Raw genomic sequence first — 17,518 nt, forward strand, 5'->3', positions numbered from 1 at the left:
ACCGGGCGAATTCATTCTCGACTCGGTAGGGTCACTGCTCGTGGGGAAGCCTGGAATTCGCATCGGCCTGAGCGTCCTGGCGCTGGCCGCAGCCGGATGCGGACACTCGGCCGACGACCCCTCCCCGACGGCCACGACAACTCGGGCACCCGCGCCCGTCAGCGAGGAACTCTTCGTCGGCGAATGCGGTTCCGTGACCGACGAGCAGGTCGTCGACATCACCGGGGTGCCCGGCCTCGCCGCGGTGTCCAAGAACGGAATTCGCTGCCGCTTCGAGGCCTCCGACAGCGGGGCGTACGCGATGTTCACGTGGTATCGGGGCAGTCCCATCGCTCGCGAACGGACCGTGGCGGGACGGATCGGACGCGAGATACGCGCCTTCGACATCGAGGGACATCCCGGATTCAGCGCGCGAGCCGACGACTACTCGTGCGAGGTCGGCGTGGAGTCCGGCGACGGGTTCATCCACTGGTCCGTGAACTACGTGTACGCGACGCCGACGCGCGAGATCTGCGACATCGTCGGCGACCTGGCGCGAGCGGTGGTCGCCAATGCGAAGTAGGAGACGTGCACTCGCAGCGGCGGTGTCGGCCGTCGCACTGCTCGCCGGCTGCAGCACGACCGTCACCGGAACGCCGACGGCGGAGGGGTATGCAGGCGACGCCGATGCCGACTTCGCGAAGCTTCTCCAGGAATGCACCGCCGTCCCGGACGACAAGATCGCCGAGACCGTACAGGCGGACGGGGTCTACCAGTACTTCTTCGGGGCGGTCTGCATGTGGGACGGATCCGGGCCCGCGGGAGCAGTCGACGTGACGTTCGCGTGGTTCGAGACCAATTCGCTCGGACGCGAGAGGACTCTGTCGCAGGAGATCGGATACGCCGTCGAAGACGTGTCGGTGGCCGGTGCCACCGCGTTCCTGTCCAGGCGACCCGGCGATGCGGCGTCGTGTGGCATCACCGCCGCGTACTCGGGAACGATCACCTGGTGGGTGCAGTACCGCAGCGGCGCGGGCGACCCGTGCGCGGCCGCCACTCGGCTCGCCGAACTGACGTTGCAGCGAAACCAGTGACGCGACGCCGCGTCGGCCCATAGTGTTTCTTCACATGAGCAACTCTTTCGACGCGGCCCTCATCGAGCTGCAGGACCTGCTGACGGACGGGGCCGTCCTCGTCGACCCGGACGTGACGGAACGCTACCGCCAGGACTGGGCCAAGGATCCGGATGCGGGAACACCGCTCGCCGTGGTGCGTGCGCGTTCCACCTCGGACGTGCAGAGCGTCATGAAATGGGCGAGCGCGCACCGCATTCCCGTCGTACCGCGAGGTGCCGGATCCGGATTGTCCGGTGGCGCAACGGCTGTCGACGGCGGCATCGTGCTGACGACCGAACTCATGCGCGACATCAGCGTCGACCCGGTGACACGCGTCGCCGTCGTGCAGCCCGGTCTGCTGAACGCGGAGGTCAAGAAGGCCGCTGCCGAACACGGACTCTGGTATCCGCCCGATCCGTCGTCGTTCGAGATGTGTTCGATCGGCGGCAACGCGGCCACCAACGCGGGCGGCCTGTGCTGCGTCAAGTACGGCGTGACGACCGATTACGTGCTCGGACTCGAAGTGGTGCTGGCCGACGGGACCGCGGTCAGACTCGGCGGCCCGCGACTGAAAGACGTTGCGGGACTGTCACTCACGAAACTGTTCATCGGCAGCGAGGGCACGCTCGGCATCATCACCGAGGTCACGGTGCGGCTCATTCCGGCGCAGCCACCGGCGAGCACCGTCGTCGCCTCGTTCTCGTCGGTGCGGGATGCGACGACGGCCATCCTCGCGATCACCCGGTCACTGCGTCCGGCGATGCTCGAGTTCATGGACCGCGCGTCGATCGGCGCCGTCGAGGACGCGATGAACATGGGCCTCGACCGTGACGCGCAGGCGATGTTGATCGCACGGTCGGACTCCCCCGGCGCCGACCGTGCGCGCGAAATCGAGATCATGGCCGACGCGTGCACTGCGGCTGGCGCAGCGGACGTCTTCACCACCGACGACCCCGAGGAAGGCGAAGCATTCGCTGCTGCACGACGTTTCGCTATCCCGGCCGTCGAACGACTCGGCAGCCTACTGCTCGAGGACGTCGGCGTTCCGTTACCCGCGCTGCCGGATCTCGTCGAGGGGATCGAACGAATCTCCGAAAAGTACGACGTTCTGGTCGCCGTCATCGCGCACGCGGGTGACGGAAACACGCACCCGCTCATCGTGTTCGACCCGTCCGATTCCGACATGGAGCGTCGAGCGAACGTCGCGTTCGGCGCCATCATGGATCTGGCCATTTCGTTGGGCGGCACGATCACCGGCGAACACGGCGTCGGTCGGCTGAAGAAAGCGTGGCTCCCCGATCAGGTGGGCGACGACGTCATGCAGCTGACGCAGCGCATCAAGACAGCCCTCGATCCGGACGGCATCCTGAATCCCGGGGCGGTGTTATAGGCGACTTCGTCGCACGTGCGCGCGAATGTATAGCGGGCTATACATTCGCACGCACGAGGGGGACTACTGCCTCCCCGTAGGCCTCCAGCGTCGCGGCCTTGGCGTCGTGCTGCAGATAAACGGCGAATTGATCGACGCCGAGCGTGCTCAGCTCCTTCAGCCTCGCGAGATGATCGGCCGGACTGCCGAGCACACAGAACCGGTCGATCACCGAATCGGGCACGAACTCCGCATGCGTGTTGCCTGCCCTGCCGTGCTCGCTGTAGTCGTAACCGGTGCGCGCGTCGATGTAGTCGGTGAGTGCGTCGGGCACACCGCCGTGGTGTCCGTACCGCGCGACGATGTCGGCGACATGATTGCCGACCATGCCGCCGAACCACCGAACCTGGTCGCGGGCATGGGCCAACGCGTCGGCGCTGCCGTCGGTCACGTACGCGGGTGCGGCGACGCAGAACGAGATCGCCGACGGGTCCCGCCCGGCCGACTCGGCGGCAGCACGTACGCGACCGATCATCCACGACGCGATGTCCGGGTCCGCGAGCTGCAGTATGTAGCCGTCGGCGATCTCCCCGGTCAGGGCGAGCGCTTTCGGGCCGTACGCGGCCACCCAGACATCGAGCGTCGAACCCTGCGCCCACGGGAACTGGACCGTCGTGTCCCCCAGGGAGACGGACCGTCCGTTGGCCAACTCTCGAATCACATGGACCGCCTCGCGCAAGGTCGCGAGCGTCGTCGGCTTCTCCCCGAGGGTTCGGACGGCCGAGTCACCGCGGCCGATTCCGCAGATCGTCCGGTTGCCGAACATCTCGTTGAGCGTCGCGAACGTCGACGCTGTGACGGTCCAGTCGCGGGTGGCGGGGTTGGTGACCATGGGACCGACCATCACGTGACGAGTTTCCGCGAGGATCCGACTGTGGATGACGTACGGCTCCTGCCACAGCAGATGCGAGTCGAACGTCCACACATGCGAGAAGCCGTACCTCTCGGCGCGACACGCGAGGTCGATGACGCTCGACGCCGGTGGCGTGCATTGCAGAACAACCCCGAGGTCCATGTCTCACAACAGATTCTGCGCCAGTGACCGCTTGACGAACCGCCCATGCCCTGGGCGACCGAGGTAGTCGCCGTCGTCGACGATCACCCTGCCCCGCGAGATGACGGTGTCGACGTGCCCGTCGATCTCGAAACCCTCGTAGGCCGAGTAGTCCATGTTCATGTGGTGGGTCTTTCCGAGTCCGATGCTCGTGTGCCCGTCGGGGTCGTAGATCACGAGGTCGGCGTCGGCGCCCGGTGAGACGATGCCCTTCTTCGGGTACATGCCGAACATGCGCGCCGGCGTCGTACAGCACACCTCGACCCATTTCACGAGACCGATTTTTCCGCTCACGACGCCCTGGTACATCAGATCCATGCGGTGCTCGACGGATCCGATTCCGTTGGGAATCTTCGAGAAGTCGCCGAGACCGAGTTCCTTCTGGTCCTTCATGCAGAACGGGCAGTGGTCGGTACTGACCGTCGAGACGTCTCCGGTGCGCAGATAGCGCCACAGTTCGTCCTGATGCCCCTCGGCGCGAGACCGCAGTGGCGTCGAGCACACCCACTTCGCCCCGTCGAAACCCGGTGCGCCCAACTGCTCTTCGAGTGACAGGTACAGATACTGAGGGCACGTTTCACCGAACACGTTCTGTCCGTTGCCTCGTGCGTGCGCAATCTGTTCCAGCGCCTGCTTCGCCGAGACGTGCACGACGTAGAGCGGCGCACCGGTCACGTTCGCCAGCATGATCGCGCGGTGGGTGGCTTCCTCCTCCAGCTGCCATGGCCTGCTGGTTCCGTGGAAGTACGGCGCCGTGTCGCCCCGCGCCACCGACTGCTCGATCAGCACGTCGATCGCAATTCCGTTCTCCGCGTGCATCATCAGCAGTGCACCGGTGTCGGCTGCGGCCTGCATCGCGCGCAGGATCTTGCCGTCGTCGGAGTAGAAGACACCGGGGTACGCCATGAACAGTTTGAAGCTCGTGACACCCTCGGCGACGAGTTCGCTCATGGCTTTCAGCGAATCGCTGTCGACGTCGCCGACGATCTGATGGAAGCCGTAGTCGATGGCACACGATCCGGCAGCCTTGTCGTGCCACTGCGCCAATGTGTCCTGAACCCGTTGTCCCGGAGTCTGAATCGCGAAGTCGACGATGGTCGTCGTGCCTCCCCACGCGGCGGCTCGCGTTCCCGTCTCGAACGTGTCCGACGCGAACGTCCCGCCGAACGGCATCTCCATGTGAGTGTGGCCGTCGACCCCTCCGGGAAGCACGTACTTTCCCGAGGCGTCGATTACGACGTCGGCCGACTGCGTCAGATCGGCGCCCAACGCGGTCGAACCGGGTTGCAGCACAGCCACTATCGTCTCGCCGTCGATCAGGACGTCGAGTAGCTGCGCCCCCGTCGGGGACACGACGGTGCCGCCGTGGACGAAGGTCGTCATGGCTCCACCAGGGGCGTGTAGGCGTCGGGTCTGCGATCGCGGTAGAAAGCCCAGCGGTCACGCACGACCTTGATCAGATCCATGTCGAGGTCACGGACGAGGAGTTCGGGCTCGGTGTCCGACGCGACCTCTCCGACGAACGCGCCCTCGGGGTCGACGAAATAGCTGGTGCCGTAGAAGTCGTCGTCGCCGAAATCGGCTTCGACGCCGACGCGATTGATGGCACCGACGTAATACTCGTTGGCGACCGCGGAGGCAGGCTGCTCCAGCTTCCACAGGTAGTTCGACAGACCACGAGACGTCGCCGACGGGTTGAACACGATCTCCGCGCCTGCCAGGCCGAGGGCGCGCCATCCTTCGGGGAAATGCCGGTCGTAGCAGATGTAGACGCCGACGCGACCGACCGCGGTGTCGAAGACCGGCCACCCGACATTGCCCGGGCGGAAGTAGAACTTCTCCCAGAAGCCGTGTACGTGCGGAATGTGGTGCTTGCGATACTTGCCGAGGTATCGGCCGTCGGCGTCGACGACGGCAGCGGTGTTGTACAGAACGCCGGGCATCTCCTGCTCGTACACCGGCAGGATCATGACGATGCCGAGTTCTTCTGCCAGCGCGGCGAATCTGTCCACCGTCGGACCGGGTACGGATTCGGCGTAGTCGTAGAACGATGCATCCTGCAACTGACAGAAGTACGGGCCGTAGAACAATTCCTGAAAACAGATGACCTTCGCGCCCTGCTCGGCGGCGCTTCTGGCGTAGTCCTCGTGCGCCTTGATCATCGTTTCTTTGTCGCCTGTCCAGGTGGTCTGGACCAAGGCCGCTCGAACCGTCGACATATGCGTCACTCCATCCTCGGCTGGCTGGCCTCCTCAACATAAACACTCGGCGGGATGCGTGTCGGTGCAATCGTGTTACAACATGGCCCGGTTGGTTTCAGCTCTGTAACTAGCGGCTCTGCGTCGGCAACAGCGCCCTGACGGCCTCGATCGTGTCGGCTTCGGCGTGCGTCTTGTCGGGCCGGTAGCGCAACACCCGCGCGAACCTGAGCGCGACGCCGCCGGGATAGCGCGTGCTGACCTGAACACCGTCGAGCTCGATCTCGACGATCAGGTCGGGTTCGAGGTACACGGTGTGGTCGTCGCGGCTGCGTTCGTGCTTCGGAAACTCGTCGGTCTGCCACTGCAGCAACGCGTCGGTGAGACCCTTGAACGTCTTGCCGACCATGATCGGCGGGCCACCGTCGGGGTCCCGCGCACCGAGGTGAAGGTTCGACAGCCAGCCCGTCCGCCTGCCGTACCCCCACTCCGCACCGAGGACGACGAGGTCGAGTGTGTGCTCGGGTTTGACCTTCTGCCAGGTTCTGCCGCGCCTGCCGGCCGCGTACGACGAGGACAAGGCCTTCACCATGACACCCTCGTGTCCTGCGTCGAGGGCTGCGTCGAAATGCGCTGCGGCAGAGTCTGCGTCGGGGCGAAGCAGTGCCGGTATCCGATGCTGCGGCGCGACGCGGTCCAGGGCGTCGAGCCTTCGCTCGAGGGGCTCGTCGAGCAGGTCGACGCCATCGAGGTGGATGCAGTCGAAGAAATACGGATGCAGCAGGAGGTCGTGTGCGCTGTCGGCCCCGAATCTGCTCATCGTCTCCTGGAACGGCCTCGGTCGCCCGCTGTCCGTCAGCGCCAGCGTCTCTCCGTCGAGAACCACACTGGTACAGGGCAATTGACGAATCAGCTCGACGAGTTCCGGGACGCCGGACGTGATCTCCCGCAGCGTCCGTGTGTAGACGTGCACCTCGTCGCCTGATCGGTGCACCTGGATTCGGGCGCCGTCGAGTTTGTATTCGACGCTCACATCGCCGCCGAACTCGGTCCACGCCCCCGCCAGCGTTTCGGCGGGCGACGCGAGCATCGGGCGAATCGGCCTGCCGACCGTCAGGACGAACTCGGCGAGCGCCTGCTCGCCGCCCGACAACGCGGCGGTTGCCGTCACCGAAAGACGCCCGGACAGCATGAACGCGCGTCGGACGGGTTCGAGCGGCAACCCTGCAGCCTTCGCGATGGCGTCGGTCATGACGCCTTCCAGTGCGCCCTGGCGCAGTTCGCCCGTCATCAATCGGACGAGGAAGTCCCGCTCGCCCCGGGTGGACCGGCCGAACAATTCTGCGAGCAGGTCTCGGCGTCGTTTCGTCGAACCGGAACCCGAGGTCGACGCCACCGCACCGATCGCGTCGTCGACCTCGTCGATCGTGAGCACCGGCTGCTCGACGGGATCGGCCTCGATGTCCGACAGTGTGCGCCAGCCGATACCGATGCGGCCCTGCGTCATCTCACCGGACAGCCACGCGACGACGGTCTCGACCTCGTCGGGTCGGAGATCGGCCAGCAGCGTCTGCAATGCCTCGGTCTTCGCCTTGCGCGACCGCGTTGCACCCACTGCCACGGACGTGTCGACGATTCGTGTGAACAGCACGCTCTGAACGTAACCCGAACCACCGACAGCTAACCGCGAGTTTCGGAAGAGCTCAGCTGAAGCCGAGAACCTTGTCGCCCCATGCGGCTCGCATGGCGCTGTCCGGGTCGTCGACGAGCTGGTCCTGCGAGTCGATCACCAGCGTCGACCACCTGGGTTCGGTGTACGGCGCCCAATGCTTGGCTCCGTCGAGCGTGGCGGGCACTCCGTGACGCGCGAACGCGACCCACCGCTTCATGATTCGCGCCGACACCGCCGTCGCCGACTTCCGGCCACCGAGCCAGAACGTCGGATCGCGGTTGAGGGTCCCGAAATTACCGAAGACGTACGGCAATTCGGTGGCATGTCCGGCCCCGATGCGCGCAGCTCTCAGCATCGGGGTCGCATGATCGAAGCGGTACACCCAGACCGGAGCGTGGCGGCTGTGCGCGTCGGCGATCCACAGGCTCGGCATGCGGAACCCGGCATCTCGCGACATCGCCAGTGCCCCGGCAGGTTTGGATCTGTCGGGATAGGCGGACATGATCTCGGCGACGCGAAACGCAGGGAGATCGGCATGGTCGTTGGCGATGGCACGGAACATCTCGGAGACCGTGTCGGACGTGACCGGCATCAACGGTGACTTCATCAACCGGAAGATCGAGGCTTCGTCGTGATTGGTGCCGATGATCAACGGAATTCGGTGAGCGTGGCCCTTCTGGAAGGCAGCCACCGGATAGCGAGGAACGACATCGCCGTCGACGACGGGTGCGAGCCCCAGGGTGCCGGGCGATCGCGTCGGAATCTCGTAACAGAGAGTGTCCCCCGCTGCGACGAGCTTCCTGAAGTCCATCGACAACAGCTCGTCGATGCGATCCGGGGTGACGTCGATCAGCTCGAGGAACCGGGACGCAACGACGGCGGCGCGTTCGGGGCCGTACACCGACGTAGAGGGCGCGCTCTGCACGATGGCCTGCGAGAACAGGCCGTCCGCCTTCGGCGACGTCATCAGCGTCGTGATCGACGCGCCGCCGGACGATTCGCCGAACACCGTGACCTGTTCCGGGTCTCCGCCGAACGCGGCGATGCACTGCTGCACCCATTCGAGCGCGGCAATTTGATCCCGCAGTCCGAGATTGGTCTCGAACACCGCATCCTCGGTCGTCAACGACGACAGGTCGAGGAATCCGAACGCGCCAAGCCGATAGTTGATCGTGACGACGACGAGATCGCCCAGTTCGGCGAGATTTCTGCCGTCGTACACGCTCTGCGCCGACGAGCCGATCGAGTACGCGCCACCGTGAATCCACACCATGACCGGTCGCGGTGTGCCATCCGGCTCGGGGGCCCAGATGTTCAAGGACAGGCAGTCCTCGGACATCGGGATGGCCTGGTCGATGGGAACCGGGCCGTTCCGACTCTGGGGTGCGATCGCACCGAACGAACGGCACTCGCGTGGTTCGGTCCACGGCTGCGGGGGGCGTGGTGCCCGAAAACGGAAGTTCCCCTCGGGAGCGGCCGCGTACGGAATGCCTTTCCACGCGAAGACGTCGCCGTCGCGGTACCCGATGGCCTCCCCGTACGCAGTGTCGACCGACCGCGTCGTCCCACCTGTGGTTTCGACCTCGATCATGACACCTCCCCTTTCGACCGATGCTCGCCAACGTACCAACTTCGTGAGACGTGACGACTTGTCTAAGCTGTGACGATGTATCGACGCCGGGTACTCGGTCGTTCCACCGCAGCCCTGTTTCTGCTGGTCCTCGCCGGATGCACCTCCAGCGTCGATGGCAGCGCGACGGCCCCGCTCGCCACCGTCGACACGAATCCACCGTCGGTGATTCGAACCACGGCACCGTCGACACCACCGGTCACGACGACGCAGGCACCGACCACCACGACCACGTCGTCGACCACCCCGACCACCACGTCGAAAGCCCCGCCGACCGCCGATGCCTCCGAATACGAGGGGCAACCCGGCTTCTACTTCTTCACCAGCCCCAGCGGCAAGTTCGAGTGCGCGATCGTCGTCACCGAGACGTCGGTCGCAGGCTGTCACGGCGACTTCCCACCGACGGCACCGCGCGTGGAGGGCAGCGGCGCACCGGGATCGACCGTCGCACCGAACACCGTCGAACTCACGGCGGGCTCACCCGCACGATTCCTCAGCTCGGGAGATCCGCGCTTCCATCGGTTCGACGGCACCGCACGCGCACTTGCCTACGGCGAGACTCTGGCCGTCCCGGGCAGCGGAGAGTCAAACGGCCTGTCGTGCCGCGTCGACGAGAAGACCGGGGTCTCGTGCCGAGATCAGGTGGGCCACGGCTTCACGGTGTCCGATTCGGCGTTTCGACTCGAATGACCGCGCCGTTTCCGTCCTGACAGCGGTGTTTCGCACGGCGAACCATCGGGCATAAGACAGTCGGCGCGCCGAATCCGTCGCGCATGTTTCGTCGCGGCCGAGAGCGCTGAGCTTCCCGACCGGGAAGGAGTGCGTCCCCATGTCAGAGCAGCCGACCCGACCCGCTACGGGCAACCACAATGCCAAGGTCATCGGTGTCAGTGTGGCCGCAGCGGTCGGTGGTTTCCTGTTCGGCTTCGACAGCTCGGTCATCAACGGTGCTGTCGACGCCATCGAAGGACGATTCTCGCTCGGATCGTTCACCACAGGCTTCGTCGTCGCCATCGCACTCGTGGGATGTGCCGTCGGCGCATGGTTCGCCGGCTCGCTCGCCGATCGCTGGGGACGCAAGAAGGTGATGGTCCTCGGATCGGCGCTGTTCACGATATCGTCGCTCGGGTCCGGCCTGGCGTTCAGCGTCCCCGACCTGATGCTGTGGCGCATTCTCGGTGGCCTCGGGATCGGCATCGCATCCGTCATCGCTCCCGCGTACATCTCGGAGATCGCGCCGGCGAAATGGCGCGGCAGCCTCGCCTCGCTGCAGCAGCTCGCGATCACCGTCGGTATCTTCGCGGCCCTTCTGTCCGACGCGTTGCTCCAGGGCGCCGCGGACGGTGCGTCGAACGATCTGTGGTGGGGGCTGGAGGCGTGGCGGTGGATGTTCCTCGTCGGCGTCGTTCCCGCGCTGGTCTACGGTCTGTTGGCCGTCACCATTCCCGAATCGCCCCGGTTCCTCGTCGGCAAGCACCTCGACAAGGAGGCCGCCGAGATCCTCGCCAACATCACCGGTGAGCTGCATCCCGACGAGCGTGTCCACGAGATCCGACTGACGCTGCGCAAGGAAGAACGGTCGTCCATCAGGGACATTCGCGGTCCGCGGTTCGGGCTCCAACCGATCGTCTGGGTCGGCATCATCATGGCCGTGCTGCAGCAGTTCGTCGGCATCAACGCGATCTTCTACTACTCGACGACGCTGTGGAAGTCGGTCGGGTTCACCGAGGACCAGTCGTTCGTGACGTCCGTGATCACGTCGATCATCAACGTGACGATGACGTTCGTCGCCATACTGTTCGTCGACCGCATCGGTCGACGCAAGCTGCTGCTCGCCGGATCCACCGGAATGTTCGTCGGTCTGCTCATGGCCGCCGTCGCGTTCTCGCAGCAGATCGGCAGCGGCGACGACGTGTCACTCCCCAGCCCGTGGGGAGCCATCGCGCTCGTCGGTGCGAATCTGTTCGTCATCTTCTTCGCCGCCACCTGGGGTCCGATCATGTGGGTTCTGCTCGGCGAGATGTTCCCGAACCGGATGCGCGCTGTTGCCCTCGGCATCGGTACCGCGGCCAACTGGACCGCGAATTTCGCTGTGACGCTGGCCTTTCCGCCGCTGACGCAGGCAGTCGGCCTGTGGGTGATCTACGGCTTCTTCGCGGTGATGGCTGCGGTGTCGTTCTTCTTCGTGAAATCCAAGATCCCCGAGACGAAGGGCATGGAGCTCGAGGAGATGCAAGCCTAGCGATCGACTTCTGGGGTCGGGGCGGCTCAACCCAACGCTTCGGCGATCGGGGTCGAGCCGTTGTCGAACTCGATGAACCGGCCGATGGTTCCTGGGCTTGCGATCGCAGCGACCACGGCGGCAGCGACGTCGTCGCGAGTGACGGAACCGCCTGTCGCCCCGGCGTCTTTCGTGTCGATCAGCCCGGTGCCCTGGTCGAGGGTCAGCGCGCTCGGTCCGAGAATGGTCCAGTCGAGCGAGGTCGACTTCAGGTAGTCGTCCGCCTCCGCTTTCGCCTGCGCGTATGCGTGGAACGAATTCCCCGAATCCACACCGTGATCGAGACCTGCGCCGAAGTAGGACACCATGACGTAGCGCGAAATACCCGCACGCCCTGCAGCGTCCATCGACCGAATGGCAGCGTCACGATCCACCGCGTACGTCCGCTTCGAATCGCCGCCTCCTGCACCGGCAGACCAGACGACGACGTCGTATCCCTCGATCAGCGCTGCGATCTTGGCGACGTCCAGGTACTCGATGTCGGCGACGATGGGCGTCGCACCCGCGTCGGCTACGTCACCGACGTGATCCGGGTTCCGCACGATGGCCCCGACCTCGTGACCGGCCCCCACGAGGAGCGGCGCCGCTCGAAGCGCCACCTTCCCATGACCTCCGAATACCACGACTCGTGACATGAACAGCTCCTTCGACGACGGACGGCACTGAAGTTCCACGGTACCCACCGCCACCGCGCGCCAATCACGGGCGTCTGTCGGTTCCCCCATCGTGGAAACCGTTCACCGGCAATTCTTTCGACCCGTTCGATTCCGACGGTACGGTCCACATCTCGGGGCTGACGTCGGCGCCCCGTGCTGGTGCAGGGTTTCCGGCCCCGAGCCACCCGTTCCACGCCTCGGCCCGTATCTCGCCTACCGACGGGCGGCGATTCGGCAGCGGCACGTCACCGAACAGTTCGTCCTGCGGAGGATCGAGATCGACGGGTGACCAGTCCGAGGCCGGGGTGGCAGCGTCGATCGAGACGGTGTTCGGTTCGATGCCCAGTGACGCCAACGTGGTCCACAGGCTGCTCATCGCGGCCTCCGGGTCGAGCCAGTACTCGGACTCCCGCACCCGCCAGAACGTCCACCCGCACCGCTTGAGTTCCTGCTCGCGTTGCAGGTCGGCCGATCGACGTTCCGGAGTCGTCACCACGACGTCGCCGTCGCACTCGACGGCGAGTCGTGCGGACCGCCCGGTCACGACGAGGTCGATACGTCGATTGTTGACGACGACACCCGGGTTGACGTGGAACCCGCGATCACGGAGTTCGACGAACACCTGCTGCTCGAAGATCGTGTCGAATTCGGAACGACGCGTGTCGGCGGTGACGCCCTCCGGCATCGGATCGGCGGGCGCCGGGGACGCCGACGCCATGTAGCCGAGCAACGAGTTGCGCAGGTCCGCTCGCTTGAGACGGTCCACCGTCACCGAATGGAAAAGCCACAGCTGGTCCTTGGCGCGCGACGCAGCCACGTTGAACCGTCGCTTGTACTGATTCGCCGTCAGCGCCACGAAATTCTGCGTCGGCGCGACGACCATCGACAGCATGACCACGTTGCGCTCGTCGCCCTGGAAGTCCGGTGGTGTGCCGATGCGCAGACGCCGGTCCTCCCACTGTTCGATGCCGATGCGTTTGATCAGTTCGTTCCTGATCTCGTCGACCTGGGACGTGCCCTGCAGAACGACGACGCCGAACGTCATGCCGTCGTACACCGGATCCGCGAGACATTTCACGATCTGGCCGACGATGGCGAGCGCTTCGGTTCGGTTGACGAGAGACGTCCCCGACCCGACGGCCTCGGCATCGGGCACGAAGGTATGACGCAGCGGTGGAAGTCGATCCGCACCGAACTGCCGCACCGGAACGAGTGGGGAGTCGCCGTAGAACTGCTGCGACGACCAGTTGATGATCTCGGGCATCGAACGGAAATGCTCTCGCAGTCGGACGACCTGTCCGAAGCGCGTCCGCAGCATCGAGAACAGACTCGACCGTGGCGTGAGCGTCGCACGTACATGTTCGGGAAGGTCCGGTAGGTACGCGTCGAGACGAGTGAAGACGTCCTCGAGCGTCCCTGACTGCGGCACGTCGGCAGGTGCGCATTGCCGGTCGTCGCCGACGACGATGACCCGCGGCGCGAGGTAGAGCAGGAACAGGCTGGCGATGTCGGCCTGGCTCGCTTCGTCGACGATGACGACGTCGAAGCTGTTCCGAATGGGAGGGATCGACGCCAGGACCTGCTGCAGCGGCATCACCCATGCGGGTACCGCGGTCTGCGCGTCGCCCATCGCCGACCGCGCGGCACTTCGGAAGGTCTCGGCGTAGCGGCCCGCACCCGTTCCGATCGCGGAGACGTGTTCTCGATACGTTTGCAGCGCACGCACTTCCACGGCAGTCATGCGTTCGAGGCAGTCCCGCCAGGCCATCGCGGCCGCAAGCCGGCCGGTGAGGTAGCTCAGATCGGCGTCGGCGGCGTTCAGTTCCGCTTCGAGCTTCAGCTCCAGACCGGCCTCGTGTTGCTCGGTCACCCATTCGCGAGCCCGTCGCCACGCCCACGCCTTCGACATCTGCCAGCTGAGTTCGTCCCAGTCCGAATTGCCTGCCGTGTCGACGACGAGTTCGTACAGTGCGGGCGCCGCCTCGGACAGCGTGGCTGCGAGCTCGTCCTGCTTCTGCTGATCCTCCTGCTCCAGGCATGCCGCGTTGTAGGCGACGACGGCCGCTGCGACGGCGTCCTCGTCCGCGTCGCCCAACGCCGAAACCAGAGCCGTCCCTTCCGGTGAGGGTCCGGAATCGATCTGTGTCGCAAGCGAATACATTGCTCGATCGAGCTCCGCGCGGGCCACGTCGGCATCGATGCGCGTCGCGATGGCCCCAGCAGAACCGGCGAAGGCCGACGCGTCGTCGAGGCTCTTGATCCACGGCGCCGACGGCGACACCGCGTACAACCGCTCGACGAGGGCGTCTCGAGCATGCAGCACACCGGAGACGCGCGTCAGTTGACTGGTGACGAGCCCGAGGTCGTTGACCTGTCTCGAACGAGAACCCTCCGTGGACACCGAGATTCGCAGATCCGCCAGCAGGACGGCGGCAGTCGCAACGATGTGCAGCGCTCGAATGTGTTCGGCGACAAGACGTGCCGCAAGAGCAGTCGTCGGCGGCAGACCGTCGACGGAGGCCGTGATTCCCAGTTCTTCGACGGCCTTCTGTTGCGCGCTCCTGCGGAACCGGGACTTCCATTCGATTCCCGATTCGAGCGCCACGGCAAGGGATTCCATCGCGTGCAACGCCGCGGTGGTGGTCGTCGAACACTGCACGTCGTGGGCTCCGACGAAACGATCGGCCCGCGCGGCGGTGTCGACCATCGAGACGATGCCACTGACCCGCGACCACAGGTGGGCCGACTCACCGGACAACACCGAATCGGTCAGTTGCCGATAGACGGCGTCGAGTTCGGACACCTCTCGCACGCGCGCGTCCAATTCCTCACAGAGGCGCCTGATCTCGAACGCAGCAGCCGGATCGACCCCGCCGAGGAACTCGACAAGGTGCGTCGATTGCTCGGAACCCGTGGCCACGTGCGCGTTCGCGCGTTGGCACAGCGACCGCAGCTCGGCCGAGTTGGGCAGAACCGTGTCGAGGCGAGGCAGTGACTGGCGAGCTCGACGCGTGCGCCCGTCCGGGGCTGTCGCGATGAGAGTGCGGAGATTCTCGACCTCGGTGCCGGTCAACGGCGGCCGATCCGTGAACAGCGGGCCGGGCAGCCATTCGTGCGCCTCCTGCGTCAGGACCATCTTGCGGACGACGGCCGCCGCCGTGCCGTCGAACCCGTCGGAGACGAACGGGTGCACGACGGTTTCGGCGTCACGCAGTTCGGACACCGACTGCAGCAGGGCCGCACGCCTCGCCACTGCCTCGTCGCGCCGGGCACGCAGCGATGCGATCTTCTCCGACTCGTCGACCTCGTTGTACGACGCCTTGCGGTCGGCGATCCGAGACACGCTTCGGCTGAGCTCCTCCGCACCGCCACGGGACAGATCCGTGATTGCCACGCACAGTTCTTGCAGTTCGGGTGGCAGCTTGTCCCTCAACACGCGCAACGCCTGGGACTTCTCGCTCGTCACCAGTACGCGCTGCCCACGCGCGAGCAATGCGGACAGCAGGTTGGCAATGGTGTGCGTCTTGCCCGTCCCGGGCGGCCCTTCGACGACCACCCCGCTGTCGAGGCCGAGACGTCGAACGATCTGTGACTGTTCGGCGTTGGCGGGCAGCGGAAACAGCGGATCCTCGGCGATCGACGCGGCGTCACCCGACCCGGGAGCGGAACTTGCAGGGACGCCCCTGCTGTTCGAGCTGCGCGACAACCATGCCAGCCGATCTGCGGGCTCGATGGGTTCGACCAGCTGAGCGAGGCCGAGCGGCACGCCGTCGTCGGACCTTTCGAGATCGGCGATCATCTGCTCGTAGTAGTCACGCAGCGCGAACGAATCACGCTTGCGGAGAACGAGTGCAGGCGAGACCGTCAGACTCGCTCGATCCGCGGTCGCGAACGTCGACGGCCTGTCGAGGTCCGGCCGCACGTCGACCGGAAACGCGAGCGTCGCCTCGGCCCACTCCGACAGAAACGGAACGATCTCGGCGGACACGGGCGACGCGACGCGGGCGGTGAGAATTTGCTGCAGATCCGTGGACCTGGACGCGTCGAAACCCGGCCGTCCGGCGAGAAGCTGGGTGTCCTCGAGCCGCGGCCGACCGTTCGACGGCAGCTTGACCAGTAGATCTCCGGTGCGCACGTCCCGTTCGACCGTCGCTGCCTGCGCGATCAGGTGGGTGCAGACATTCGCACCCGACTCGGCCGACGCCAGTGTCAGCAGGCCCGATGCGACGACCAGTTCGACCGACTCCGGTCGCGACGACAGCTCGTGCATCATCAGCTGCAGGCTTTCGTACAGCGACGCTTTCGGACGCGCGACGCGGTCGACCTCGGCCCACTTTCGCCATCGGGCCGAATATGCAGAGAATGCGGTGCGAATCTCGTACGCCCGCCGCACGTCGAAATCCGCGTCGGAATCCGCGTCGTCGCCGGGTGTCGACGGCATCGCAGTGTCGGTCAGTTCGAGTGCGCGGTACCGGCTGTCCTCGATCATCGACGGATCGATGGAACCGATGAGGATCTCCGGGACTACGGGCGGGTCGGTGACCTCCACAGGGCGCACGCGTAACAGCACGCCGCCCGATTCGACCGATGCGTCGACCGTGGGGACGACCGCACCGTCGTGCAACCAGCGAGTCCGCAGATGACCCTCGAAGTGCAGTATCGGCTCGGTTCGCGCCACCACTGTTTCGCGGAGGAACCGCAGCAACCGCAACACTCTGTCTCGAACGTCGCCGGCCGGGGCGTCGCCACCTGCATGGTCCCGAGAGGGCTCGGGGCTGACACGAGAAGGCTCGGGGCTGGCACGAGAAGGCTCGGGGCCTGGAACCGGTGCGGTCGACACAGTGAAAACCTCTGAACTCTTCGAAACGGCCGTTCTCGAACAGGGACGGAGCTTGCACGCTCGGAACAGACTAGTCGGCACGACGCGTTTCTTCACGATCTCCGAACCATCGGTCTTCTTTGTCGTGGGATTTCACAAAACGCGTCCGCTTTCGACGGTCAGCAGCCACAGTCGACAGGTCCGGAATGCTCACCGACGGCCGAGCGGATACGCAGCGATCGATCACCGTGATGCACAACGTCTTTCGAACAGGCATAAGAACACACGTGCGCGCGTCCGTCATCTCGGAACGCGTCGCCTGAAAGATCGCGGAAGATACCCGAAGTCGATCCTTGCCGCAAACAGCAGACCGCACGTCCTGACGAGCCTCCGACAGCACACCGGTACCGATCGGTAACGTACCGACGGGTAAGTAAAGACATGACCGTGAGCGCGAAATGTCAATTCCAACAACGCTACTCGTCAGTATCCCGTCAAGACCCCAGGGTCTTTTCACAAGTTTTTCGCGGCAACTCCGTGAAAAACACTGTGTTGGTTGACCTTTGAAGGAAGCGATATCAATCACAGTTTGCCCGAAAGTAGTTGACATGGAAAAACACTGCCGAGCCGCTAGAATCAGTTCTCGTTCAGCCAGCGCCTGAAGATTTCGCGGGGCGGGGAGAAA

12 protein-coding genes are annotated in these 17,518 nt (G+C 65.3%); 5 read left to right on the plus strand and 7 right to left on the minus strand.

The window, feature by feature from the left end; genetic code table 11:
• Positions 1-40 precede the first annotated feature (40 nt).
• Genes RhoFasB10_RS10375 through RhoFasB10_RS10385 form a run of 3 tightly spaced genes read left to right on the plus strand, consistent with a single transcriptional unit; the run spans position 41 to position 2,484 of the window.
• Positions 41-562 (plus strand): DUF3558 domain-containing protein, encoded by a 522-nt coding sequence (locus RhoFasB10_RS10375; protein WP_254303529.1) that lies wholly within the window; start codon positions 41-43, stop codon positions 560-562.
• Positions 552-1,073: a DUF3558 domain-containing protein gene (locus RhoFasB10_RS10380; RefSeq protein ID WP_068427004.1), complete on the plus strand. Its 522-nt coding sequence runs from the start codon at positions 552-554 to the stop codon at positions 1,071-1,073. The genes RhoFasB10_RS10375 and RhoFasB10_RS10380 overlap by 11 nt, the downstream gene beginning before the upstream one ends.
• Positions 1,074-1,107: 34 nt before the next feature.
• Positions 1,108-2,484: an FAD-linked oxidase C-terminal domain-containing protein gene (locus RhoFasB10_RS10385; protein WP_167676312.1), complete on the plus strand. Its 1,377-nt coding sequence runs from the start codon at positions 1,108-1,110 to the stop codon at positions 2,482-2,484.
• Positions 2,485-2,521: 37 nt separating this feature from the next.
• Here the strand turns inward: RhoFasB10_RS10385 and RhoFasB10_RS10390 are convergent, their stop codons facing one another.
• The 5 genes from RhoFasB10_RS10390 to RhoFasB10_RS10410 all read right to left on the minus strand — a co-directional run bounded on the left by RhoFasB10_RS10390 (position 2,522) and on the right by RhoFasB10_RS10410 (position 9,038).
• The gene (locus tag RhoFasB10_RS10390; protein ID WP_167676314.1) at positions 2,522-3,538 is read right to left on the minus strand and encodes a TIGR03842 family LLM class F420-dependent oxidoreductase; all 1,017 of its coding nucleotides are present in this window, start codon (positions 3,536-3,538) and stop codon (positions 2,522-2,524) included.
• Positions 3,539-3,541: 3 nt separating this feature from the next.
• Entirely contained in the window at positions 3,542-4,960 is a 1,419-nt protein-coding gene (gene hydA, locus RhoFasB10_RS10395) for a dihydropyrimidinase (RefSeq protein WP_167676316.1), read from the minus strand.
• Positions 4,957-5,796, minus strand: a complete 840-nt coding sequence (locus tag RhoFasB10_RS10400; RefSeq protein ID WP_167676318.1) for a nitrilase-related carbon-nitrogen hydrolase — start codon at positions 5,794-5,796, stop codon at positions 4,957-4,959. The genes hydA and RhoFasB10_RS10400 overlap by 4 nt, the downstream gene beginning before the upstream one ends.
• A 109-nt stretch (positions 5,797-5,905) precedes the next feature.
• Positions 5,906-7,426 carry an ATP-dependent DNA ligase gene (locus RhoFasB10_RS10405; RefSeq protein ID WP_167676320.1) on the minus strand — a complete coding sequence of 507 codons (1,521 nt, stop codon included), beginning with the start codon at positions 7,424-7,426 and terminating at the stop codon, positions 5,906-5,908.
• 52 nt (positions 7,427-7,478) lie between these two features.
• On the minus strand, positions 7,479-9,038 hold the full coding sequence (locus RhoFasB10_RS10410) for a carboxylesterase/lipase family protein (protein ID WP_167676322.1): 1,560 nt from the start codon (positions 9,036-9,038) through the stop codon (positions 7,479-7,481).
• 75 nt (positions 9,039-9,113) lie between these two features.
• Here RhoFasB10_RS10410 and RhoFasB10_RS26135 point away from each other — a divergent pair, with 75 nt between their 5' ends.
• Positions 9,114-9,767 (plus strand): hypothetical protein, encoded by a 654-nt coding sequence (locus tag RhoFasB10_RS26135; protein WP_206030755.1) that lies wholly within the window; start codon positions 9,114-9,116, stop codon positions 9,765-9,767.
• 139 nt (positions 9,768-9,906) lie between these two features.
• On the plus strand, positions 9,907-11,319 hold the full coding sequence (locus tag RhoFasB10_RS10420) for a sugar porter family MFS transporter (RefSeq protein ID WP_068427019.1): 1,413 nt from the start codon (positions 9,907-9,909) through the stop codon (positions 11,317-11,319).
• A 26-nt stretch (positions 11,320-11,345) separates the two neighbouring features.
• On the opposite strand, the gene RhoFasB10_RS10425 is transcribed toward RhoFasB10_RS10420, so the two are convergent.
• Both RhoFasB10_RS10425 and RhoFasB10_RS10430 read right to left on the minus strand, forming a co-directional pair.
• On the minus strand, positions 11,346-11,993 hold the full coding sequence (locus RhoFasB10_RS10425) for an SDR family oxidoreductase (protein WP_167676324.1): 648 nt from the start codon (positions 11,991-11,993) through the stop codon (positions 11,346-11,348).
• A gap of 64 nt (positions 11,994-12,057) precedes the next feature.
• Entirely contained in the window at positions 12,058-16,728 is a 4,671-nt protein-coding gene (locus RhoFasB10_RS10430; RefSeq protein ID WP_167676372.1) for an AAA domain-containing protein, read from the minus strand.
• Between the last annotated feature and the right edge of the window lie 790 nt (positions 16,729-17,518).

The organism is Rhodococcus sp. B10 (genome assembly GCF_011770055.1).
In the GTDB taxonomy this organism is placed as follows: Bacteria; Actinomycetota; Actinomycetes; order Mycobacteriales; family Mycobacteriaceae; genus Rhodococcoides; species Rhodococcoides kyotonensis_B.